The sequence below is a fragment of the Sphingobacterium sp. JUb56 genome (genome assembly GCF_014191365.1).
Classification (GTDB): Bacteria; Bacteroidota; Bacteroidia; order Sphingobacteriales; family Sphingobacteriaceae; genus Sphingobacterium; species Sphingobacterium anhuiense.
In genome coordinates this window covers 3733171-3756646 of sequence record NZ_JACHWL010000001.1, presented here as the reverse complement: position 1 = coordinate 3756646, position 23476 = coordinate 3733171, and the positions used below count along the sequence as shown (strand labels likewise).

Here is a 23476-nt window from a genome sequence, read left to right as displayed (position 1 = left end):
AAATAGGATGGCGGACCAACGCCATCCTTGAAAAAAAGATTAATTCTTAAGCAGCAATTCTGGAAAAACGTGCTGCTCTTTATTGAATTTTAAACCTAATACTAAAGTATGATAAAAAATTGCTTATTGCAAATGCGTAATGGCTACATTGTGCATTTTAGATTCATTATACGGATGAAACTAACCTTGATTATGAGTGCATTTGTCGTAATGAATGTTTCGGCTAATGTTTATTCCCAACAAAAAGTATCGCTTGATGTCCAAAAAACAAAATTGAGCAGAGTACTTAAAATGATTGAAGAAAAAAGTGACTATTACTTCGTCTATGGCTCAAGTAACGACAATCTGAATAAGGAGGTTTCCATGCAGGTTGAGAATGGACGAGTTACGGATATTTTAGCCAAATTATTTAATAAGACTGGTCTTACATATAGTATCTCAAACGAGGGCTTGGTGGTTGTCAGTCAGCAACAGAATAAAGTTTATGATGGTGTTGTAACAGATGAAAAAGGAAACCCACTCGTAGGAGCCACAGTTCGTGTTAAAGGTTCCGCAGTAGCAAGAGCTACTGATTTAAACGGTAAGTTTTCCATTAATGCACTGACGGGAAATACACTTGTTGTTTCATTTGCAGGATATAACTCAGAGGAGCCGGTTCTGGGTAATGATACTTCTATTAAAATCGTTTTGACGGAAGATAATCGTATGCTGAATGAAGTTGTTGTAACTGCCTTAGGTATGAAAAAAGAGAAACGTTCTTTAGGTTATTCGGTTACTCAGGTTCAAGGTGAATCGTTGACGCAAGCGCGTGAAAATAATGTTGTAAATGCCTTAGTTGGGAAGGTTGCTGGTTTGGATATCGGCAGTACTTCTGGGGGAGCAGGAGCCGCTACGAATGTAACGATTCGTGGTATTTCCAGTATAAGTCAGACGAATCAACCGTTATATGTTATTAATGGTATTCCCATGGAAAATAAACCTGTAGGTGTTGGAAATACCAATTCAAAAGGTAATTCTGGAAGCCAGTGGGACAATGCTCCAGATCTTGGAGATGCCATTAGTAATATAAATCCAGACGATATTGAAAGTATTTCAGTATTAAAAGGAGCCGCGGCTTCAGCATTGTATGGTGCACGTGCTAAAGCAGGTGTAATTTTGATCACAACTAAATCTGGAAAAGGTAATTCAATTGATTTCAATAGTAACTTTGTTGGAGAACAAATAATTGACCAAACAGATTGGCAAACAATTTATGGGCAAGGGGCTAGTGGTGTAAAGCCAAATAGTCAAAAAGCAGCCGCTCAAGTCGGTAGTTCCAGTTGGGGAGCAAAATTAGATGGTACACCTGTTGTTCAATTTGATGGTAAAGAAAGACCATATTCCTTACAAAAGGGAAATTTAGATCGTTTTTATAGATCAGGTAGTACTTGGACCAATACGCTTGCTCTAAACAAGAGTTTCGATGGTGGCTCGATCCGTTTATCAGCATCTGATGTTAAAAATAAATCGGTGGTTCCTAATTCTGGTTTAGATAGGCAGTCATTTAATCTGGCAGGTATGTTTGAACCGATCAAAAGGTTGACGATTGACGCTCGTGTTAATTTAATCTATGAGCAGGTGAAAAATAGACCCATGCTTTCGGATGGTGCAGGGAATGCTAATTTTAATGCAATGTTTATTCCAACAAGTGTCAATGTAGATGACTTAAAACCGTGGAAAGATGAGCATGGTAATGAAGTTGCGTTCAATACAGGAAATGTATATGCTACTAATCCATGGTTTGCCGCTTATGAATTTCAAAATAATACAAAGCGTGATCGCTCAATAAGTTCAATAGCCGCAAAATATACATTTATTAATGGCTTATTTATCCAAGGACGCGCAGGTAGGGATGGCTATAACGATCAATATACAAATGTATTGCCTACAGGTACAGCTTATTACGCTACTGGTAAGATTAGTGAACAGAATACAAAATTTGTTGACATTAATACAGACATATTACTTGGTAAATCATTTCAATTTGGAGATTATTCGATAACTCCCAATGTTGGAGCTGCATACCGTAATACTGAATCTCAACAGACAACCAATAATGGAGTAGATTTTGCCGTTCCATTTGTTTATACAATAAGTAATGCATTAAATAAATCGATCGCTTTGGGCTATTATCAAAATGAAATGCAGTCGGTTTATGGTACAATGGAGTTTGCTTACAAAGACGTTCTTTACTTAAATGGAAGTGTGCGTTCAGATTGGTTCTCAACTTTGGCTTCCCCCGGCAAGGATAATAAATTAAATTCTGTATATCCGTCGATCTCTACATCATTTATTTTTTCTGAATATTTAAAACCATCATGGTTAAGTTTCGGTAAGTTAAGAGCAGGTTTTGCACAAGTAGGACAAGCTACAGATCCTTTTCAAACCATGTTGACTTACGGATTAAGGAGCGAGTCTTTACAGGGTAAACCTCTTGGAATTATTTCAAATGTTAACATTCCAAATTCTTCGCTATTACCATCTACGGCAAAAGAACTTGAAATTGGTACAGAATTACGTCTTTTTAATGATCGTGTAAATTTGGATTTGACATGGTATAATAAAAAATCGAAAAATGAGATTACTTATGTAAAGGTGGCAACTACTTCAGGATATTCTGCCGCAGTTTTAAATGCTGGTGAAATGCAAAATCAGGGATTTGAAGCTTTACTTTCTGCGACAATTATTAAGAATGATCACTTTAAATGGGTGTCAACTTTAAATGGATCTTTTAATGATAATAAAGTACTTTCTTTAGCGGATGGTATTGATGAGAGTAATCCATTAACGATTGCAACTTCTCGTTCAGGAGTAGGTTTTACTTCAATAATAGTCGGTAAATCTATTCATCAGGTAATGGCATTTGATAATAAATACGATGCAAATGGGAATATCGTATTACTGGATGATGATGCGAAATCACCTGCGCGAGGTGATTTGGAAGCCTATGGGTCTGCTATGAATAAATGGTTTGCAGGCTGGAATAATGAATTCAGTTATAAAAATTTAAATGTTTCGTTCCTGATTGATGGAAAATGGGGCGGTAAATTGTTTTCAGCAACTAATTATTATGGATACATCAACGGATTACATAAAGCAACATTGGATAATCGTGAATCTTTAGGGACAAATGCAGCTGCTTACTATACGAATGTTGCAAATAACGTTTCAAAAAACTTTGTTCAAAGTTCAGATTTTATAAAATTGAGACAAGTTGTAATTGGTTATAATTTTCCTGTTAAAATGTTTAATAATAGAATTAAATCACTTAATGTTAGTGCTGTAGGCCGTAACTTATTTGTGCTGATGAAGAAAACGGATAATATAGATCCTGAATCAAGTTACAATGCAACATTTCCTGGTTTGGAGTTAGGTGGAGTACCTGCAGTACGGACGTTTGGTGCTAATTTAAGTGTTAAATTTTAATGAAGTTTACAATGAGAAAAATATTTAAACCAATTATATCGGGTTTAGCAGTTACACTATTGCTAAGTGCAGGAAGTTGTACAAAAGATTTTGAAAAAATCAACACAGACCCTAATGCATATACCAATGAGAATTTTAATCCTAATTATTTGCTATCAACATCACAGTTGACCTATACAGGAAGTACCGATTTCGCTTACGATACTTGGAGAGCAAATTTAATTTATGCGTCTACAATGATGCAGGGTTTTTCTACAGTGGTGAGTTATTGGGCTGGAGATAAATATATTTTAAATGAAGCATATACAACTGCTTATTGGGGTACATCTGCTGTCGGCGCTTATTCTGAGCAAGTGCGCAATATTGCTGATCTGGTATACAATACAAAAGGAAAACCGGAGTATAACAATTTGCATCAGATAGCAAGAATCTGGAAAGCTTTAATTTTTGCAAGACTGACTGATTTGTACGGAGATATTCCTTATTCTGAAGCAGGTCTAGGTTATCATGGTAAAATATATACACCTAAATATGATAAACAACAAGATATTTATAATGATCTTTTAAAGGAAGTGGATGAAGCTACTAATGCATTAACAGCATCTAATGAAAATTTAGTAGGAGATGTAATATATAGAGGTGATATCAATAAATGGAAGAAGTTTGGAAATTCATTTATATTACGTCTAGCAATGCGTCTAATTAAGGTCGATGAAAATAAAGCAAAAGAATATGCGAATAAAGTTATTAATAAGACCATGACGTCTAATGATGACAATGCTTATCTAAAACATGAAACTTCTGGTGCACGCGTCACTCAAAATAGAAATAGCCAAGTGTTATTAGGTGATGGAGGGCAAGAGCATTTTTATACTAAATGGTCCAAGACCTTTATCGATTTCTTGAAAAAATCAAATGATCCAAGACTGGCTAAAATAGCTGTTACTAAATTATATTTATCTGACGGGAATAAAGATCAAAATGCAAGTTTTATTACTGATCCAGCAAAACAGAAAGGAATGCCTAATGGTAAAGATTTAGGTGCTAAACCAGAATACAATATTGCAAGTGACCCGAATTTTACAAAAATGGATGAATACTCTTCGGCTCACCCTGAAATGATCAAAAGAGAGGCACCTACATTTATTCTAACATATGCTGAAACAGAACTTCTATGGGCCGAGGCAGCTCAGAGATGGAGTATTGGCGGTAGTGCATCACAGCATTATAAAAATGGAGTTAAAGCGGGACTTACATATTTAAATCAGTATAGTTCTACATTAGGGATTTCTGAAGCAGAGGCAGAAGAGTATGTTATTAAAAACCCTTTGAATACAAGAGATGCACTTAATCAAATTAATTCCCAATATTGGGCACATACTATCACAATGCTCGATTTTTATGAAACTTGGAGTAATTGGAGAAGAACAGGATATCCTATTTTAATTTCGATCGGTAATTATCCGGGAAATGCAACAGGAGGAACTATCCCGAGAAGATTTCCTTATCCGGTAATGGAAGCTGCTGAGAATCCAGAAAATTATAAAGCAGCTTCAAATGCAGTAACTGGTGGAGATAAATTAACCGGACGTGTTTGGTGGGATAAGTAATTTCTTGCATCTTTAACAGAGATCAAATGCAAGTACTTTGATCTCTGTTAAAATAAAAAACCATTTTATGAAAAACCTAATAAATCAAAAGTTAATCATTTTATCATTTGTTGCTGCATGTTCATCATGTGCGCCAAAGTCTGATAAACCTGTGGAAAGTATACAAAATATTGCAGGAACCTATCGTTTACTTGAAAGTAAAACCATAAAAGGAACAGACACGATTCTTGCTTTTACAGATACATCAAAAACAGAGATGTTTAAGATGTTTAATGGAGATCATTTTTCTTTTTTTAATCACGATAAAGAGAAAGGGAAAGGAAAAGAACCATTATTTGTCTCGGGAGGAGGTACATATACACTAAATGGTAATAAATATAAAGAACATTTACAGTATTGCAGCATGCGCGACTGGGAAAATAATACTTTTGATTTTGAGCTAACTCAAAAAGGAGATACACTTATTCAAAAAGGTGAAGAAAATCTTCCAGAATTAGGTGTTAAACAAATAATAATTGAAACCTATATCAAGCTTAAATAGCCCATTTTAATTATCAGATTGGTAATCGTATTTAAAATTCCTACTTATTAAAAAACAAAGCCTTTCGCAATATTTCCGAAAGGCTTTGTTGTATCTCATTAAGTGGGCACTATTTTCTCTTTTCCATACGAACTAAATATTGGTCGTGTTCATCTTCAAATAGAATTTGTACTACCCAGTTTAATTCATGTGCAATTTTAATGAGCATCTTTTGATCCAGATATAACCACTTGAATTTATCTCCAAAATTTCCCTGATATTGATATTGATAATTTATCTCTCCAAAATAGTGATCAGGTCGTTTTATTTTATATTCCTCATAAAGATACTCGATGTTTGACGTATCAAAGATAAGCTGTCCACGATCTGTTAATATGGATTCAGCATGAATCAAAAGGTTTTTAAAGCCTTCTATATCGCCTGCTAATCCAATTCCATTCATCAAGAACAAGAGCGTCTCATATTTATGATCTTTGAATTGATAAAAATCGTTATGATGTATTTTTTGAACCCCTCTCTGTTGCATGATCTGACAGGCGATGTTCGATACTTCAAGTGCTTCAACGTCAAAGTTTTTGTCTTGCAAATACAACGTGTGACAACCTACGCCAGCGCCCACATCTAAAACACGTCCATCACATAGGGAAAGCGCAATAAATTCCAGTTCAGGAATCTCATCTTCGTCGCGAAAAAATATATCAACGGGCATTTCTTCAATATCACCATAACTACTGTGTAACAGTAGAGGCGCTACCTCTTTTTGATGAATGTAATAATCGTTTAAGGCTTCGCCGTAAATATCTCTAGTCATGTATCATTAATATTTGTTTTGCTAATTTGATGGTCGCTGGATCTCCTGTGTTCTTTTTAGGTTCATCTGATAATTTAATTACCTGTGTCCATTCATCATCCTCTGGTTGTGTTTCAGTCATTTTAATGACTATATTCATTTGTGTCAGGCCAACATCATTAGTGAAGTTTGTACCCACTCCAAATGAATGTCCAATTTTGCCTTTGCAATACTGCGTAATATGAGCCACTTTATCATAATCTAAACCGTCCGAAAATATGATGGTTTTCGATAAAGGATCAATTCCTTTATTGACATAATGTGAAATGATTTTTTCAGCGAACTCTATAGGATCTCCGCTGTCATGTCGTACACCATCAAATAATTTGGTGAGTTTTTTGTCAAATTGTCTAAAGAATACTTCTGTTGTATACGTGTCAGATAGCGCGATACCCAAGTCACCTCTGTATACATCGGCCCAATGTTCGAGACCAAGCAAATTTGCCATTTTGTAACCATACTTGGCTGCATGAAACATAAACCATTCATGAGCATGTGTGCCAATAGGTTTAATTTGATATTGCATAGCAAGAAGAACATTACTCGTTCCGATAAAAGTACCAGCCCCATATTCTTTTAATGTTTCTACGACAAGTTTGTGAACCTGAAAAGAATGTCTTCTCCTTGTACCAAAATCTGCGATTGTAATATTTAATTTCTTATATTTTTCAATTTTAGTTTTAGCATCATCAATAACCTGTTCATTCGTTAAACGCTTCTGTTCAGTTATTTCGTAATAAAGTTCACATATTAAAGCCATGATCGGAACTTCCCATAGAATGGTACGGTACCAATATCCTTCAATTTTAACTTCTAAATCTTCGCCATTTTGAATAATACTGATCTCATCAGGATCATAGCGATAGCCCTGTAAGAAGTCAAAATAAGTAGGGTCAATATATGGGCAATTTTGAGCAAAAAACATTTTTTCAGCTTTGCTCAATTTTAGATTTGCCATCGCATCGATTGCCTCTCTTAGTTTTTTATCAAATCCTATCGGAAATTTATGTTGACCGCGATTAATGAATTGGTATCGAGCCTTTGCTTTTGGAAATAACTTGACAACAGCATATTGCATCGTGAACTTATAAAAGTCGTTGTCTAGTATGGATGTTAGTTGAGCCATTGGCCTCTTAATATAAAGTGAATAAGGATGTAAATTTAATAATTAACATCAATTTAAAGTAATTGTTCGGAAAATCCAATTTGTGTCTTATTCATAAAAAAGAGGTTTAGTATCATTACTAAACCTCTTCATAAAATTATTTCAATTCTTATCTTGTACGTGTACTGCCGCTTCTGGTAGCTCCCGACTGTGTTGAGCTTCTTTCATTGGTACTTTTATTACTTCTTTCCACACTATTTGACTGTGCTCTCGCAGGTCGTTCCGTATTGGATGAAGGGGCAGTTCTACTACTTCTACTTTCGTTGTTTGAAGATGACTGAACTCTTGCAGGTCTTTCTGTGTTCGTAGGCGCAGTTCTGCTACTTCTAGTTTCGTTGTTTGAAGTTTCCTGTACTCTAGCTGGTCGCTCCGTGTTAGTTGGTGCAGTTCTGCTACTTCTAGTTTCATTGTTTGTACTCGTTTGAACCCTAGCTGGACGCTCAGTTCTAGATTGTTCCACTGTATTTGTATTTCTTGCAGGTCTTTCTGTACGAACTGAAGTATTATTATTATTATTATTATCGATAGATTGTACTCTCTCCCGGGTGTTTCTGGTATTCGAAGAGCCATTATCTGTATTAGATGAATTACTTCTTGTGCTACCACCATTATTGTTTATACGTCCGTCTGTTCTATCAGTTGTACTATTATTACTTCTTGATCTATCCGTTGATCCATTTTCTCTCGATCTAACAGTAGCATTTCCACTATTGTCAATATATAATTCGCGACTACCTCTCGTACTGGTCATATTATCTCTTGTAGATATCACCCGATCATTTCTATTTTGTAAAGAAGTATTGTTGCTGCGTGTACGGGATGAAGCTTCAGCAACGCGGCTTGGTCTTGCATCAGTTCTTGAATTACGATCCACATTTGGACGATAGATATCAACACTGCTACGCGTTACACGTGATGCACCAGGTCTATCAGAATTATTAATACTTCTTACGCTTACACGTCTTCCTGTACTTCTTTCAATATCTGATCTTCTTGGACCACCATAATAGTTTTTATTATTGATGATAATCGTATTATTGATAATTGTAGTTCTATTATAAAAATTATTATAATTACGAGGGTGAACATAGTAACGATCTAATCTATTGCTATAGATGTTAGACGACCCAACAAATACCCATAAATTCATAGGAAGATTGATCGAAATATTAATTCCTAAAGGTGCCCATCCATAATAACCAGAACCTTCTCTCCAATTGACCCAGGCTGGTCCCCATTCATAATCTGGGATCCACGCCCAACCATAATTGTTGTTGTATTCCCATCTACCATAATGGAATGGTGCCCATCCCCAAGAATAATTTGATACCCATGTATTTCCATATTCGGTCATGGTCCAGTATCCATTGGTTGAATAAGGCTGGAAGTTGGGACCTACATCTGGTATCCACATATAACCATAATTGCGGTCATTTACCCAGTCACCATAAGGCGCTAGTTCATCATAAAATGTTTGAAAAGAAACACCACTGTTATAATTAGAATATCCACGTTGTGCTAACGAAGATTTAGGCGTCGCAAAAAACAGGATACTAAAAACTGCTAATGCGATTAATTTTATATATTTAATTTTTTTCATGATATTTCTTTTTTATCGATCGTGAAAAATAGTTCTTTATTTTATAGGTATGACACCTATAATATACATATGGTTTAATCTGTGATTTGTTTTTTATGTAGACAAAACTTATTCCAGATTATTTTGTTGTTTTCTAGGGCTGTAAGAAAACTTAAGAGGAAACTAAGTGATTATGGTTTGATAATAATTACCTATTTTTTGTACCTTTATCCCTTCAATCGTGTCATAAAATATTGTACACAGGAAATATTTATTTGAATGTTAAATAAACTTCGATCATTTTTTACTGAATTCGCAAATATCCATCGATTCTTAATTCGATTCTGGAAAGAACTTGTCACACCTCCTTATGAATTTAAGGAAATAATACGTCAATGTTTTGAAATTGGATGGAAATCATTACCCTTAATCAGTTTAACGGGTTTTATTGTGGGATTTGTTTTTTCTAAACAATCACGACCTTCATTGGAAGAGTTTGGAGCAACCTCTATGTTACCTTCATTGATTTCCATTGCTATTGTTCGGGCGTTAGCCCCATTGGTAACGGCATTGATTGCATCTGGAAAAATTGGTTCGCAGGTTGGGGCTGAATTGAGTTCTATGAATGTTACCGAACAAATCGATGCGATGGAAGTTTCAGGAACAAACCCATTTAAATTTTTAATTGTAAGTCGTATTATAGCGACAACAATAAGTATTCCTATTTTATGTTTTTATGTTGCAGGAATCGGGCTTCTTGGTGGATACCTAAGCATGGCATCCAAAGATGATCTAAGCTTTTTAAGTTTTTTTACGCAAGTCTTCGAAACAATTGGTTATCAGGATTTATGGGCAATGGTCTTTAGAGCTATTGTTTTTGGTTTTACTATCGGTGCAGTGAGTTGTTATTGTGGATATTATTCTTCAAAAGGAACTGAAGGGGTTGGTAAAGCGGCTAATGCCGCAGTTGTAGCTTCCATGTTTTTAGTTTTTATTGAAGAAATTATCATTGTACAAATTTTATCAATAATAAATTAGTGATGGAAAAAGTAAAAACACATATCGATTATCAAGATTCTGTCATTACAATACGCGGTGTTAGTAAATCATTCGGAGAGAACCATGTATTAAGAAATGTTGATTTAGACTTATACCGGGGGGAAAACTTAGTGGTTTTGGGACGTTCTGGTACTGGTAAATCCGTATTAATAAAACTTATTGCAGGACTTTTACAGCCTGATGTGGGGAGTATTGAAGTTCTTGGAAATTCTGTTAATGATTTGGATAACCATGAGTTGATGAAGCTGCGGTTGCGTATAGGATTTTCATTTCAAAATAGCGCTTTGTACGATAGTATGACGGTACGTGAAAATCTTGAATTTCCATTGATTCGTAATAAAAGAAATCTGACGCGTGCTGAAATCAATAAAGAGGTGGAAGATGTGCTAGAAGGTGTGGGACTATCACAGGCAATCAATCAAATGCCATCTGAATTATCTGGTGGACAGCGTAAAAGAATCGGTATCGCCCGTACGTTAATCTTACGACCAGATATCATGATGTACGATGAGCCAACAGCAGGATTGGATCCAATAACTTGTTTAGATATTAATAGTCTTATTAACGAAGTCCAAGAAAGGTATAAAACATCATCCATTATCATCACACATGATTTAGCTTGTGCTCGATCGGTAGGAGATCGTATTGTGATGTTACTAGATGGTAAATTTGAAAGACAGGGATCTTTTAAGGAAATATTTGAAACAGATGATGCGCGAGTTAAAGCGTTTTATGATTATAATTTTATTGTTTAAATAAATGAGCAAAGTAGAAAATAAGAGAGCAGTAATAGTTGGATTATTCGTATTTATAGGATTAGCTATTCTGATTGCAGGTATATTTATACTGGGGAGTCAACAGAAAAAATTTACTAAAACTTTCGAAATTGCTACGTCTTTCCCTGATGTTGCAGGCTTAAAAGTAGGTAGTAATGTTTGGTTTTCAGGTGTTAAAGTGGGGATTATAAAAAACATTCACTTTAAAAATTTACAGGATGTAGAGGTTGTCATGACCATTGAAGAAAAATCAGCTGAATATATCCGTAAAGATGCCATTACCAAATTAGGATCAGATGGTCTTATTGGTAATAAAATCATTGTGATTTCAGGTGGTTCTCAAAATGCGCCATCAATTGAAGCTAATGATTTTCTTCGTTCTGCGAAAGCCGCAGATATGGAAGCAATGATGGAAACGCTACAGCTTAATAACCAGAACTTGGCAAAAATTACAACAGATTTTGTTGAAATTTCACGTGGTTTGGTTGAAGGGCGTGGTGTAGTTGGGTCTTTATTGACAGATACAGCCATGTTATCTTCCCTTCATATGTCTTTGCAGTCGATCAGTCAGGTTATGGCCAGTACAAATAAAGCAACATCTAACCTTGTTCTATTGACAGAAAAATTAAATTCGAATAAAGGCTTAGTTCACGATCTGACTACAGATACAGCAGTTTTTGCTAGTTTAAGAGCTTCTGCAGCACAATTGCAGGGTGTTTCACAGACAGCTAATGCACTGATGACAAATTTAAATACTGCTTCAGGTAAATTAAGTAGCAAAGATAATGCGATTGGTACATTGATCAATGATCCAGCTGTTGGCAATGAGCTTAGAGAGGCTGTTCGTAACTTAAATAACAGTACCGCTAAATTGGATCAAAATATGGAAGCTTTGCAAAGTAATTTCTTATTGAGAGGTTTCTTTAAGAAGAAAGACAAGGAAGCAAAAAAGGCAGCTGAATTAGAATTGAAAGATTCAGTGAAATAGAAATTTTAATATATTTAAAAAAGTAAAGGGCAATTTTCTTCGAAAATCGCCCTTTACTTTTTTAAGCTATTCTGATTAGGTGTATCTTTGCATTTATACATAGGCAAGATCTCTTGCATATGTATAATTATTGTAAGATTTTATTTTAACTAAATGCATAATATTACAGATAGAGATGTTATCTATGAAGATAACCACCTCATCGCAATCAATAAAAGGGCAGGAGATATTGTTCAGGTAGACGATACCGGTGATAAGTCTTTAGAAGATATGGTTAAAGAGTATTTAAAATATAAATACAATAAACCTAATGAAGCCTTTTTAGGAGTTATTCATCGTCTGGACAGACCTGTTAGCGGTTTAATCGTTTTTGCAAAAACAAGCAAAGCATTAGAACGTATGAATAAACTGTTTAAAGATAGACAGGTAAAAAAAACTTACCTTGCTGTTGTGAGACAACGTCCACAAGAACCTGCCGGTAAATTGATCAATTGGCTTGTGCGAAATCGTGAAAAAATGGTAACAAAAGCTTTTAATAAAGAAGTGAAAGAAAGCAGCTATGCCGAATTGGATTATACTTTGATCGGTGAACTGAATGGTTTTCATTTATTAAAAGTTGAGCCATTAACAGGACGTACTCATCAGATTCGGGTGCAATTATCCACGATGGGATGTCCTATAGTCGGTGACAATAAATACGGATACCCTCGGGGCAGTTCAAAGGGTAGTATATGCCTTCATTCTAGATCACTTACTTTTGTTCACCCAATCAAAAAAGAGACGATTACACTAAAGGCTCCATTACAGCATGACGGTTTCTGGGAGAAGTTTTCTAAGTTTAATGACTAGAGTAGCTGTAAAATAATCTTAATTTTTTAAGTATCTTTGTATTATGAAAACGCTTAAGTATTTGCTAGTTACAATTGTTCTGTTTTGCACGATTACGGTAACACCAATCAGTTCAGTATATGCCCAGTGTGCTATGTGTTCCTTAAATGCTGAAAATTCTACTCAGAACGGCAATACACAAGGTAAAGGCTTAAATGATGGAATCTTATTTTTGCTTGTCATTCCTTATTTGGCAGCCGCAGGTTTGGGCTTTCTATGGTATAAAAAATATCGTACTGTAAAGTCGAATAAATCTCAGGAAAAAATTCTTTAAAATTAATAAGATATGCCAACATCTAAAATTCATGCGCTTGTGCATTCAAAATGTCCAAGATGTCATGTCGGAAATATGTTTGTCGGACCTGCCTATGGTTTACGTAAACAAAAAACAAATGATGTATGTCCCGTTTGTAATTTGACTTTCGAAATCGAGCCAGGTTATTTTTATGCGGCCATGTATGTCAGTTACGCGATGTCGGTGGCTGAAGTGGTAACATTTGCTTTGGCAACAGCAGTATTAACAGGAAGTGAGTCCCCGTGGACGTATATGGTAGTCCTTTTTGCAACAATTATTATCTTTTCTCCATTTAACTTTCGTTATTCAAGATTGGTCTTATTGCATTACATGACTCCAAAAATTGTTTATGATCCCAAGTGGGAGCTACTAGAAGAAAATAAAAATAAGAGCGATATTTAGTATCGCTCTTATTTTTACAAGTATTTCATTGTACTGTCAAAAATGAACGCTTTATCCTTAAAGTTGGATGAAATTTCATGCTGTAAATGGCTAAGATGATCTTGCTGAAATTGTGCAATGTCCTCTTCACTGGAAACCTGTATCTGAATGCAGTATGTTACTCCTTCATGAGGAGAATTAAGCATTTCCAAAAAACGAGGATTGAAATTAGTGCTGTTTAGAAGATTTTCTTTTATCCAGGAAACTATTTCCTGATGTACAGATTCTTCTGATATGATGGATATGTTATATAAATACATAAGTGCAAAAATATGAACTTTAATTGCCTTATTGAAATATATATCTGTATATTATCGTGGTACAATAAATGTTAGCTGTTCTTGTAAAAATAAAGTTGCACATGATTTGTTATTGCTAATTAATTTTAATCTTTGAGTAGGTTGACGAATGAGTTTGTTTATGCGCGCATATATTACATTTTCTATATTAATTACCTTGCTGTTTCTAGGCATTAGCTGTTCGAATAATAAAACGGAGCGTATACCTATTGAAAGTTTTTTTTCAACTCCTGAAAAGACATCATTTAAAATTTCCCCTGATGGTAATTATATCGCTTATATCGGGTTAGATAATCATTGCAAGAATATTTTTTTATTAAACTTAAATAATCAGGACAGTTCCAAGCAATTGACGTATCAAAATGATATGAACGTTAATAGTTTTGTTTGGGGAGACAATGAAGAGATTATATTTTCAATAGAGCAGACATCTAATGACAGCCTAAGACTATATGCTGTAAATATTTTTACAGACGCCCTTCAACCATTGATTAAACCCATGAAAGCAAAATTTCGTTGGGTACAGCCGGCAAGATTATATGATAATGGAATTATAGTAGCTATCAATGATCGAGATTCTTCAACGTTCGATCTTCATAAATTATTTATTGATGGACGCAGATCCGAGATGATTCTTCAAAACTCAGGAAACATCAATTCTTGGTATCTTTCTCAGGATGGTCAAGTAAGACTTGTCATGGCTAATGATAGTGTGGAAGAATCAATGATGTATAGGGCAGATAACGAACAACCTTTTCATCAGGTTTTAAAAAATGATTTCAGTTCTACCATTATACCGATGGGTTTCGTTAAAAACTCGACAACAAATATTTACGCACTTTCAAATATCGGCAGAGATAAGCTGTCGTTAGTTGAGTATGATTTAGAGCAGAAGAAGGAAGTGTATGAAGTTTTTAATAATAAGGAAGTAGATCTCGATTGGGGTGGATATTCTTCTTATACCAATGAAATGCTCTATGCCTCTTATACTCTTTCAAAAAAGAAAAGATTTTTTTTCAACGATAAGATTGCAGGAATATTTAAAAAAATATCTGAAAAAGCAAAGGGATCTGAATTTGATATCATTGACTCGGACTCTTCCTTCAATAAAATCATCATAAGAACATATACAGACACCAATCCTGGTGCAATTTATTATTTTGATTGCCAGGATAACGAATTACATAAACTTACTGATAACAATCCTAATTTAAAAGATCGTGAGTTATCTCAAACAGAATCTGTGAAATATCAAGCCCGCGATGGCAAGATCATTACAGGTTTTATTACCTACCCTTTGCATGAAGATAGGAAGAACCTTCCTGTTGTTGTAATGCCACATGATGGACCTAATCAGCGAGAGGTTTGGGGTTTTGATCACGAAGCACAGTTCTTAGCCAATCGAGGGTATGTTGTATTTCAGATGAACTATCGTGGTTCAGTAGGCTTTGGTAAAGAATTTTGGTCGGCAGGTTTTAAAGAGTGGGGAGGTAAGATTCAAGATGATATTACTGACGGCGTAAAATGGTTAATCAGAGAAGGTATTGCGGATAAAGATAGAATAGCAATTGTTGGAAAAGGCTTTGGGGGGTACTCAGCTTTGCATGCGGCTTGTTTTAATTCTGATATGTATGCCTGTGCAGTATCATATTCGGGGTACACAAACTTGTTCACATATTTTAGAGACATACCACCGTATGTAAAACCCTATTTGCAAAAATACTATCAGATTATTGGAAATCCAATTCGCGAATCGAGCATGTTTAAGCAGATTTCTCCCGTATTTCATTCTAATCGTGTCAAAATTCCAGTTTTAATAGCACAAGGGGGAAAGGATCGATTAAGTTCGGTAACAGATGCCAATCAATTTGTGCAGAAACTTAAAAATAATAATATTCCTGTACAATATATATTGAAAGAAGAAGAGGGTAGAACTTTTAAAAAGGATGAAAATGTCATTCAATATTATCAGGAACTGGAGAAATTTTTAGATAAATATATCGGTAAATAGTGGGGCGATGAGAGGAACAGGTTATAATTATCGTAAGAATTTTGGTTTGCTTTTTGTCTTCTTTGCTTTCGTTACGTTATTGTATTTTGTTGTCATATTTGCAGCTAGAAACTATACTGTAAATCTCGTTAATAACGAATTTACGAATCGCAAATCGGAGGTCTTTGATTTGACATTGGTACCCTTCAATGATTTTTTTCAAAATCGTGTTCCCGAAGTTTCTTTTTATCAGGGATACTTGGATTCTTTGGAAGCAGGAAAATATGCTTACAGCGTCTTAAGCTCTTATCCATTCGTTAAGGAGATCGCTTTTTACGATATGCTTTTTAGTAATGATAATAGAATACTTGCCGGCTTTTCGATCAATGGATTAAATATCAGACCTAAAACATTATCCATATTTACAATTAATAACCGCGGTTTAGATAAAAGGTACATCACCAAACGTGAAGAAATGGGGCCTTTTAACGAGGAATTGAACAGTATGGGGATCAAGGTGGCAAGTTATATTGATAAATTGCAGTCCAGCTCAAAATTAACAGATCGTGACATTCTTCGTGTTTTCTATTCTACGCAACCAGGTCGTATTACTTATCTCAATATTCCGCGCATCAATGATCTATTGGTATATAAAGATATCATGGATACAAAATTAGATCATATTGTGAATTATGAACAGGATATGTTTGTCTTTAGCGTCGATCCGACCTTATTGGATGTTAAAAATATATATCCCAATCTGTATGAAAGAATTGAAGTCGTTCCTATAGTACGTGCTCCTGTAACCTCCGATGTCAAAGAATATGTGACCGAAATGCTTTTACCTGGAGCTCTGGCAGATTATAAATTGTTATTCCATTCCAGCGAATCATTTATCTCAAAAGAAGTGAATCGTAGTTTTTTGCCCGTTGTGCTGGGTATCTCATTAGTTTATTTGATTTTATTGGTTATTTTATATTTGATTTACCGTAATTTAGAAATTAATGGTAGACTGTTTAAATTGCAATATGATTTTATTAATAATTTGACACATGAGTTTAAAACCCCTGTTAGTGTAATAAAAATAGCAGGTAACAATATTAAAAGTGCACAATATTTATCTGATGAAGAGCGTATAATGTATGGAAACATATTGGATCAAGAATCAGATCGGCTGAACAATTTGATGAACAAATTATTGTCATTTAGTCAAATTGAAAATAAAACAATCAAGCTTAAAAGAGAAGAAATTGATTTAAATACATTTGTCGATAATATTGTGGCATCCACACAATTAAAACATGCAGATTTTAAAATAACAAAAGAAATTAACGTCAAATCCAGTCTACTTGCAGATCCTGTATTATTAACAAGTGTGTTTCAAAATTTAATTGATAATGCCTATAAATATTCGGATCAAAAGAGGAAAGTATTAGATATTAAAATACAACAAAATAAAAAGAATTTTGTTATTATCTTTAGAGACGAAGGAATAGGTATAAATAAAAATGAGTTTTCAAATATATTTAAGAAGTTCTATCGGATCAAAAGTCAATACAATCAACAAGGAAGTATTGGTTTGGGTTTAGCCTTTTGTAAAGAGATAACAGAATTTATGGGGGGAGAAATTTCTGTTAAAAGTGAAATCGGTAAAGGAACTACCTTTACTCTCATTTTTTCAGTTTAAAATATAATTAATTATGAGCAAAGAAATAACTGTAGCTGTTATTGAAGATGATGAAAATCTACGCTTTTTAGTTCGTCACAGATTAGAAACGGAAGGATACAATGTTGTTCAAACGGGGGATGGAAATGAGGCTGAAAAGTTGATTTTAGAGAAAAAACCAGATGTTGTATTGCTAGATTGGATGTTGCCAGGTAAGGAAGGTAACGAGATTTGTGAAAATATACGTAAAGCAGGATTTGAAAATATTGTTATCATGATGACTGCTAAATCACAAGATATTGATAAGATCGAAGCTTATAGCTTTGGTGTGACGGATTACATTAGTAAGCCATTCAATATGGACGTATTAATCGCCATGATTGAGAATAAGGTTCGTTTCTTTTTACCTAAAAATACGCCTGAGATCTATCATTTTGGTAAAACTGAACATCAGCCGAACATTCACTCACTTGTGAGAGACGGTAAGAAAATAGAACTTACCATTTTAGAGAATCGTATTTTACTGCATTTTCTACAAAATGTCGGCAAAGAAATAACACGCGAAGAGCTGATGGAAGTCGTTTGGGGGTACAGTTCAAATGTCAATACACGCACCTTAGATATGCATGTGGTTAGATTAAGGAAGAAGATCGAAAAGAATCCTGATAAACCCTATTACTTGCAGACTGTTAGGGGTTTAGGGTATAGATTTGTTGATGAAGAAGAGAATTAAAATGAATTAATGGGTTTGAATTTGTTTTGTTAAAAACAATTCTTACCTTCGTATTATAGACAGCGAGACCATGTTATCCGACAAGGATAACATGGTCTTGTTTCATTTTTGAATAATTAAGATAAAACAAATAACAATAATTATGGCAGAAGTAACTTATTACACCGCAGAGGGATTACAAAAGCTCAAGGAAGAGTTGCACTATCTTAAAACTGAAGGAAGAACTAGTATCTCGAATGCAATAGCTGAAGCAAGAGATAAAGGTGATTTGTCTGAGAATGCAGAATATGATGCTGCAAAAGAGGCGCAAGGTATGCATGAAGCAAAGATTGCAAACTTGGAAAATACGCTAGCTGGAGCTCGTTTGATTGACGAATCCAAATTAGATACATCAAAAGTATTGGCCTTATCTATCGTAAAGATCAAGAATAAGAAAAATGGCGCTGAAATGACGTATCAATTGGTGTCCGAAACAGAAGCTGATATGAAACAAGGTAAGATTTCTGTTAAGTCTCCTATTGCCAAAGGTTTACTAGGTAAATCTAAAGGTGATGTAGCTGTAATCGATGTTCCTGCAGGTCAGATTGAATTCGAAATTATAGAAATTACAAGATAAATTATATCGGTTATGTGCGGTTTTGCCATAACCGCATATTAATAAAACGTTATATCATCATTTAAGGTTGCATTACATGCAGCCTTTTTTTATATTTGGGTTATAAACAATTGAAATATGTCTACGATTTTTTCAAAAATAGTGTCAGGAGAGATTGCTGCTTATAAGGTAGCTGAGAGTAATGATTTTCTAGCATTTTTAGATGTTAGTCCATTAGCCGAGGGGCATGTTTTGGTCATTCCAAAGCGTGAGACCGATTATATTTTCGATATCAATGACGACGAATATATGGCACTTTGGGTTTTCTCAAAGATTGTAGCTCAAGGTATCAAACGCGTTTTCCCTTGTAAGAAAGTCGGTGTTGCTGTTATCGGATTAGAAGTAGCCCATGCTCATATCCATTTAGTCCCGTTAAATAATGTTTCAGATTTAAATTTTTCTCGACCTAGATTGTCGCTTACTCATGAAGAATTTACCCAAATTGCGGAAACAATTAAAGAGTCAATTATCAATGTTACAACTGATAATTAATCGAAATCAACCTCATCTAAAAGTAGTATTTTAAATATAAATATAAAAAAAGACTATAATATATCATATCTTTGCAGTCTTATATAGAAATTATATGTCTATATGAAATGTCATAGATAGGGATTATATTATAATGACATTTTTCACAAAGTAAGTGAAAACGTAAAAAAGAAATTATGCAAGATCTTTTGTTGTCTTTTCAACAATTACTGAACCCAGAGGAATTATTAAGCTCTGGCGGTTTTTATTTAGTTTTACTCATTGTATTTGCTGAAACGGGTTTGTTTTTTGGTTTCTTTTTACCGGGAGATTATTTGTTATTTTTAGCTGGACTATTTTGTGCATTAAATAAAATTGAAGTGGATATCGTGACGCTTTGTGCTGGTTTAATTGCAGCTGGCGTACTCGGAAACTTTGCAGGATATTGGTTTGGTTATCGAGCCGGTCCTATGCTTTTCAAACGTAAGGATAGCCTTATCTTTAAGCGTAAATACGTTATTATGGCTGAAGAATTCTACCATAAATATGGTGGTACAGCTTTGATCATCGGTCGCTTTGTACCTATAGTGCGTACATTTGCACCAATTTTTGCAGGCGTTGTTAAACTCGATTTTAAAAAGTTTGTAATCTTTAATATATCAGGAGCACTGCTTTGGGTACTATTATTAACTTTATCAGGGTATTTCTTAGGTATTGAATTTCCTTGGATTATTAATTATGTCGAATATATTATTGTTGGATTGATTGCGATTGCCTTCTTACCGATCGTCATTGCTTTGATCAAACGTAAAATGAATGAAAATAAAAACAAACAAAATATACAGTAAATCAAATGAGTACACAAAATCCTTGGCATAAAGTATCTCCTGGTACAAATGTGCCAAATTCAGTAAATGCTATTATTGAAATTTCAAATGGTTCAAAAGGAAAATACGAATTAGACAAAGAGACTGGTCTTTTATTATTAGATCGCGTTTTGAGTTCTTCTGTAGTGTATCCTGCTAACTATGGTTTTATTCCACAAACATATTGTGATGATAAAGATCCATTGGATATTTTGGTAATCTGTTCTGTTGATATTCTTCCTTTGACATTGGTTGAAGCACAAATCATTGGTGTGATGAACATGGTTGATGGTGGTGAGCAAGATGATAAAATCATTGCTGTTGCTAAGAATGATCCTGTGTACAATTACATTACAGATATTGAACAACTATCTCCACATAGTATGAAAGAAATTGTTCAGTTTTTTGAAAGTTACAAAGCATTAGAAAAGAAAAATGTTGTAGTTGAAGGCGTTCAAGGCCGTGAAGTTGCACAACAAATTCTATTGGATAGTATAGAATTGTACAATAAAGAATTTGGTAATAAATAAACCCCATAATGGCCCTCGATATTTTTTGGACAATATTTTTAGTAGTTGCAAATGGTTTTTTTGTTGCGGCAGAATTTGCTATAGTCAAAGTAAGAGCTTCACAAATTGAGCTCCAAGCAAAATCAGGTAGCAATGTTGCTAAAATCGCAAAAAATATTACGGAGCATTTGGATAAATACCTAGCTGCAACACAGCTAGGTATTACTTTAGCATCACTAGGCTTAGGCTGGAAAGGTGAAGCAGTCATGACCGAAATCGTATCTAATCTGTTTTCTTTTTTTCAGGTAGATACTTCACAAAGCTGGGCTAAATGGACCGGTTTTGCACTTGCATTTGGAACTATTACGTTCTTGCATGTTGTACTAGGTGAGCTTGCTCCTAAATCTATTGCTATTCAAAAACCTGTCGCGACAACAATGAAAGTAGCCGTACCATTGCGTATATTTTATTGGTTATTGATGCCATTAATATATGTATTCAATGGCTTTGCTAATTTTTTATTGAGATTAATAGGTATTCAACCACATCCTAGTGAATCTTCACACTCTTCAGAAGAACTTCAATATTTATTGGATAAAGGTAAAGAAAGCGGAGCATTAGAATCATCTGAACATGAATTGATTAAAAACGTTTTCGACTTTAATGAACGGATTGTGAAAAACATCATGGTTCCGAGAACAAAAATCGTAGCGGTTGAAGAGGATTGTGCAGCCATTGATTTTATCAATACGGTAACAGAAGAGGGATATTCACGTATTCCTATTTATGCCGATAGTATCGATCAGATTGTCGGTATCGTACACACAAAAGATATCTTACCGATCGTTATGAAAGGTAAAGAAGTGGTATTAAAGGATATCATGCGTAAGCCCTACTTTATTCCGGAAACCAAAAAGATCAATGATTTAATGGCCGAATTTCAATTGAAAAGAATTCAGTTGGCTATTGTATTGGATGAATTTGGAGGTACAGCCGGTATGGTTACTTTAGAAGATATTGTCGAAGAACTTGTCGGTGAAATTCAAGATGAATATGATGAAGAAACTCCAGTTGTTGAACGTATTTCTGAAACAGAATATATGGTGGACGCTGGTGCGAGCATTCATGATGTGAATGAATTTTTACCATTAGAATTACCAGCAAGTCAAGATTATGATACTGTTTCAGGTCTAGTAAGCGATTTGTTTGATAAAATTCCTGAAGTAGGAGAGTATAAAGAAGTATTTGGTTATACCTTTACGATTATTCGTAAAACGCAACAGAATATAGAATTTGTAAAATTGGAACTTGTTGAGTCGATGGATGATGATCAAGATAATTAGCGATTATGCAACTATTTTTTACAGAAGAGATTAAACCTGATTTTAAAAACTTTATTCTAAGTGAAGAAGAGAGTAAGCATGCCATTCGTGTGCTTCGACTTCAAGTAGGTGATAAAGTTCACTTGATTGATGGAAGAGGCGGATTGTATGAAGCTAAAATTTTGGACCCACATCCGAAAAGAACAGTTTTGACTATTTTAAATGTCAAAGAAAACTATCAGCAATCATCATATCACTTACATATTGCAATTGCTCCAACTAAAAATATCGATCGTTTCGAATGGTTTTTAGAAAAAGCGACAGAGATTGGTATTCATGAAATTACACCTTTAATCTGTGAGCATTCTGAGAGAAAAGAGGTGAAATTAGATCGTCTTAATAAAGTGATTGTAGCAGCAATGAAGCAATCGTTGAAGGCCTATATTCCAAAATTGAATCCTGCGATTACTTTTTCTCAATTCTGTAAGCAACAGGAATTGAATACAGCAACAAAAGTTATCGCACATTGTATAGATAGTGAGAAACAGTATCTAAACGAAGTTTTACAATCAGAACAGCATTATATCTTATTGATCGGTCCTGAAGGAGATTTTTCGACACTGGAGATAGAACAAGCATTAAACCTGGGCTATCAACCGATTTCGTTAGGAGAAGCACGTTTACGAACCGAAACAGCAGGAATAACATCTTGTGTTGAGGTTTCTCTCGTAAACAGATCAAAATAAAAGCCGCAATAGCGGCTTCTTTTATTTTATAATTACGGCATCAACTATCGTAATTTCCGAATTACCTTTTAAAGGATCCTTGTTAAAGACCATTTTGCCTTTTAACTTGATCGGCTCTTCTGTAAATTTTATGGCGTCACCTTTTAGAAATACCTCTACCATCGGCGGGATTCCATTAGAACCGCAAAACATACATTGCGCTACAGGAAGTACCGATATCATAAAGTTTTTATGTGTTCTGCCACTGGTCAAAGGCACCATATAACCGGGCATTTCAACAATCTTATTTTCTAAAGCTTTTAACTCTGCAGGATAGAAAGGAGTATAGATCTTTTTACTGCCGCTATAAGAAACTTTATAAGCCATTTTATCAACAGCTTCCCAGGTTTTATTCATCATTGGCGTATGATCGGGTGTATTGGGATCACGACCGATCTGTGCATTTGCTGTAATACAAAAGGTAATCAGTAAACTAAAGAAAGCGAGTATTTTTTTCATTATAATTGTTTGTTTGTACATTTAAAATTTGCTTTTGACGGGCTCTACAATTTCTCACCTTGAA

The 23476-nt window shown here is 34.6% G+C and carries 23 protein-coding genes; 18 read left to right on the top strand and 5 right to left on the bottom strand.

What is annotated here, in order from left to right; translation table 11 throughout:
* Positions 1-108: 108 nt before the first annotated feature.
* From FHR29_RS16040 to FHR29_RS16030, 3 genes are all read left to right on the top strand, one after another.
* Positions 109-3465, top strand: coding sequence for a SusC/RagA family TonB-linked outer membrane protein (locus FHR29_RS16040; RefSeq protein WP_260292156.1), 3357 nt, complete (start codon positions 109-111; stop codon positions 3463-3465).
* A gap of 11 nt (positions 3466-3476) precedes the next feature.
* Positions 3477-5075: a SusD/RagB family nutrient-binding outer membrane lipoprotein gene (locus FHR29_RS16035; protein WP_183915742.1), complete on the top strand. Its 1599-nt coding sequence runs from the start codon at positions 3477-3479 to the stop codon at positions 5073-5075.
* Positions 5076-5142: 67 nt separating this feature from the next.
* A complete protein-coding gene (locus tag FHR29_RS16030) occupies positions 5143-5616 on the top strand; it encodes a hypothetical protein (RefSeq protein ID WP_168128405.1) in 474 nt (157 codons plus the stop codon).
* A gap of 109 nt (positions 5617-5725) precedes the next feature.
* Here the strand turns inward: FHR29_RS16030 and FHR29_RS16025 are convergent, their stop codons facing one another.
* From FHR29_RS16025 to FHR29_RS16015, 3 genes are all read right to left on the bottom strand, one after another.
* Positions 5726-6427, bottom strand: coding sequence for a bifunctional 2-polyprenyl-6-hydroxyphenol methylase/3-demethylubiquinol 3-O-methyltransferase UbiG (locus FHR29_RS16025; protein WP_183915740.1), 702 nt, complete (start codon positions 6425-6427; stop codon positions 5726-5728).
* Positions 6420-7592: a nicotinate phosphoribosyltransferase gene (pncB, locus tag FHR29_RS16020; protein ID WP_183915738.1), complete on the bottom strand. Its 1173-nt coding sequence runs from the start codon at positions 7590-7592 to the stop codon at positions 6420-6422. The genes FHR29_RS16025 and pncB overlap by 8 nt, the downstream gene beginning before the upstream one ends.
* 148 nt (positions 7593-7740) lie before the next feature.
* On the bottom strand, positions 7741-9231 hold the full coding sequence (locus FHR29_RS16015; RefSeq protein ID WP_183915736.1) for a DUF6600 domain-containing protein: 1491 nt from the start codon (positions 9229-9231) through the stop codon (positions 7741-7743).
* A 258-nt stretch (positions 9232-9489) separates the two neighbouring features.
* Between FHR29_RS16015 and FHR29_RS16010 the strand changes: the two genes are divergently transcribed.
* The 6 genes from FHR29_RS16010 (at position 9490) to FHR29_RS15985 (ending at position 13618) form a co-directional block, all read left to right on the top strand.
* The gene (locus FHR29_RS16010; protein WP_021188171.1) at positions 9490-10248 is read left to right on the top strand and encodes an ABC transporter permease; all 759 of its coding nucleotides are present in this window, start codon (positions 9490-9492) and stop codon (positions 10246-10248) included.
* 2 nt (positions 10249-10250) lie between these two features.
* Entirely contained in the window at positions 10251-11024 is a 774-nt protein-coding gene (locus FHR29_RS16005; RefSeq protein ID WP_021188170.1) for an ABC transporter ATP-binding protein, read from the top strand.
* Between the two features lie 4 nt (positions 11025-11028).
* Complete coding sequence (locus FHR29_RS16000; protein ID WP_132772207.1) at positions 11029-12033, top strand: MlaD family protein; 1005 nt, start codon at positions 11029-11031, stop codon at positions 12031-12033.
* 153 nt (positions 12034-12186) lie between these two features.
* Positions 12187-12882: an RluA family pseudouridine synthase gene (locus FHR29_RS15995; protein ID WP_132772208.1), complete on the top strand. Its 696-nt coding sequence runs from the start codon at positions 12187-12189 to the stop codon at positions 12880-12882.
* Between the two features lie 43 nt (positions 12883-12925).
* Positions 12926-13195: a hypothetical protein gene (locus tag FHR29_RS15990; protein WP_021188167.1), complete on the top strand. Its 270-nt coding sequence runs from the start codon at positions 12926-12928 to the stop codon at positions 13193-13195.
* Positions 13196-13207: 12 nt separating this feature from the next.
* On the top strand, positions 13208-13618 hold the full coding sequence (locus FHR29_RS15985; RefSeq protein WP_031287100.1) for a DUF983 domain-containing protein: 411 nt from the start codon (positions 13208-13210) through the stop codon (positions 13616-13618).
* 14 nt (positions 13619-13632) lie between these two features.
* Here the strand turns inward: FHR29_RS15985 and FHR29_RS15980 are convergent, their stop codons facing one another.
* Positions 13633-13917 carry a DUF4286 family protein gene (locus FHR29_RS15980; RefSeq protein ID WP_132772211.1) on the bottom strand — a complete coding sequence of 95 codons (285 nt, stop codon included), beginning with the start codon at positions 13915-13917 and terminating at the stop codon, positions 13633-13635.
* Positions 13918-14077: 160 nt separating this feature from the next.
* Between FHR29_RS15980 and FHR29_RS15975 the strand changes: the two genes are divergently transcribed.
* The 9 genes from FHR29_RS15975 (at position 14078) to FHR29_RS15935 (ending at position 22914) form a co-directional block, all read left to right on the top strand.
* Entirely contained in the window at positions 14078-15967 is a 1890-nt protein-coding gene (locus FHR29_RS15975) for a S9 family peptidase (RefSeq protein ID WP_183915734.1), read from the top strand.
* 7 nt (positions 15968-15974) lie between these two features.
* On the top strand, positions 15975-17633 hold the full coding sequence (locus FHR29_RS15970) for a sensor histidine kinase KdpD (RefSeq protein ID WP_132772214.1): 1659 nt from the start codon (positions 15975-15977) through the stop codon (positions 17631-17633).
* Between the two features lie 13 nt (positions 17634-17646).
* Positions 17647-18345, top strand: coding sequence for a response regulator transcription factor (locus FHR29_RS15965; protein ID WP_132772215.1), 699 nt, complete (start codon positions 17647-17649; stop codon positions 18343-18345).
* 142 nt (positions 18346-18487) lie between these two features.
* Entirely contained in the window at positions 18488-18961 is a 474-nt protein-coding gene (gene greA, locus FHR29_RS15960; RefSeq protein ID WP_132772217.1) for a transcription elongation factor GreA, read from the top strand.
* Positions 18962-19078: 117 nt separating this feature from the next.
* Positions 19079-19492: an HIT family protein gene (locus tag FHR29_RS15955; RefSeq protein WP_132844486.1), complete on the top strand. Its 414-nt coding sequence runs from the start codon at positions 19079-19081 to the stop codon at positions 19490-19492.
* 176 nt (positions 19493-19668) lie between these two features.
* Entirely contained in the window at positions 19669-20319 is a 651-nt protein-coding gene (locus FHR29_RS15950; RefSeq protein WP_132772219.1) for a DedA family protein, read from the top strand.
* Positions 20320-20324: 5 nt separating this feature from the next.
* Complete coding sequence (locus tag FHR29_RS15945) at positions 20325-20867, top strand: inorganic diphosphatase (RefSeq protein ID WP_021188159.1); 543 nt, start codon at positions 20325-20327, stop codon at positions 20865-20867.
* Positions 20868-20875: 8 nt separating this feature from the next.
* Positions 20876-22189 carry a hemolysin family protein gene (locus tag FHR29_RS15940; protein WP_183915732.1) on the top strand — a complete coding sequence of 438 codons (1314 nt, stop codon included), beginning with the start codon at positions 20876-20878 and terminating at the stop codon, positions 22187-22189.
* Positions 22190-22194: 5 nt separating this feature from the next.
* Positions 22195-22914: a 16S rRNA (uracil(1498)-N(3))-methyltransferase gene (locus tag FHR29_RS15935; protein ID WP_183915730.1), complete on the top strand. Its 720-nt coding sequence runs from the start codon at positions 22195-22197 to the stop codon at positions 22912-22914.
* Between the two features lie 21 nt (positions 22915-22935).
* Here the strand turns inward: FHR29_RS15935 and FHR29_RS15930 are convergent, their stop codons facing one another.
* Complete coding sequence (locus FHR29_RS15930; protein WP_132844481.1) at positions 22936-23412, bottom strand: hypothetical protein; 477 nt, start codon at positions 23410-23412, stop codon at positions 22936-22938.
* Between the last annotated feature and the right edge of the window lie 64 nt (positions 23413-23476).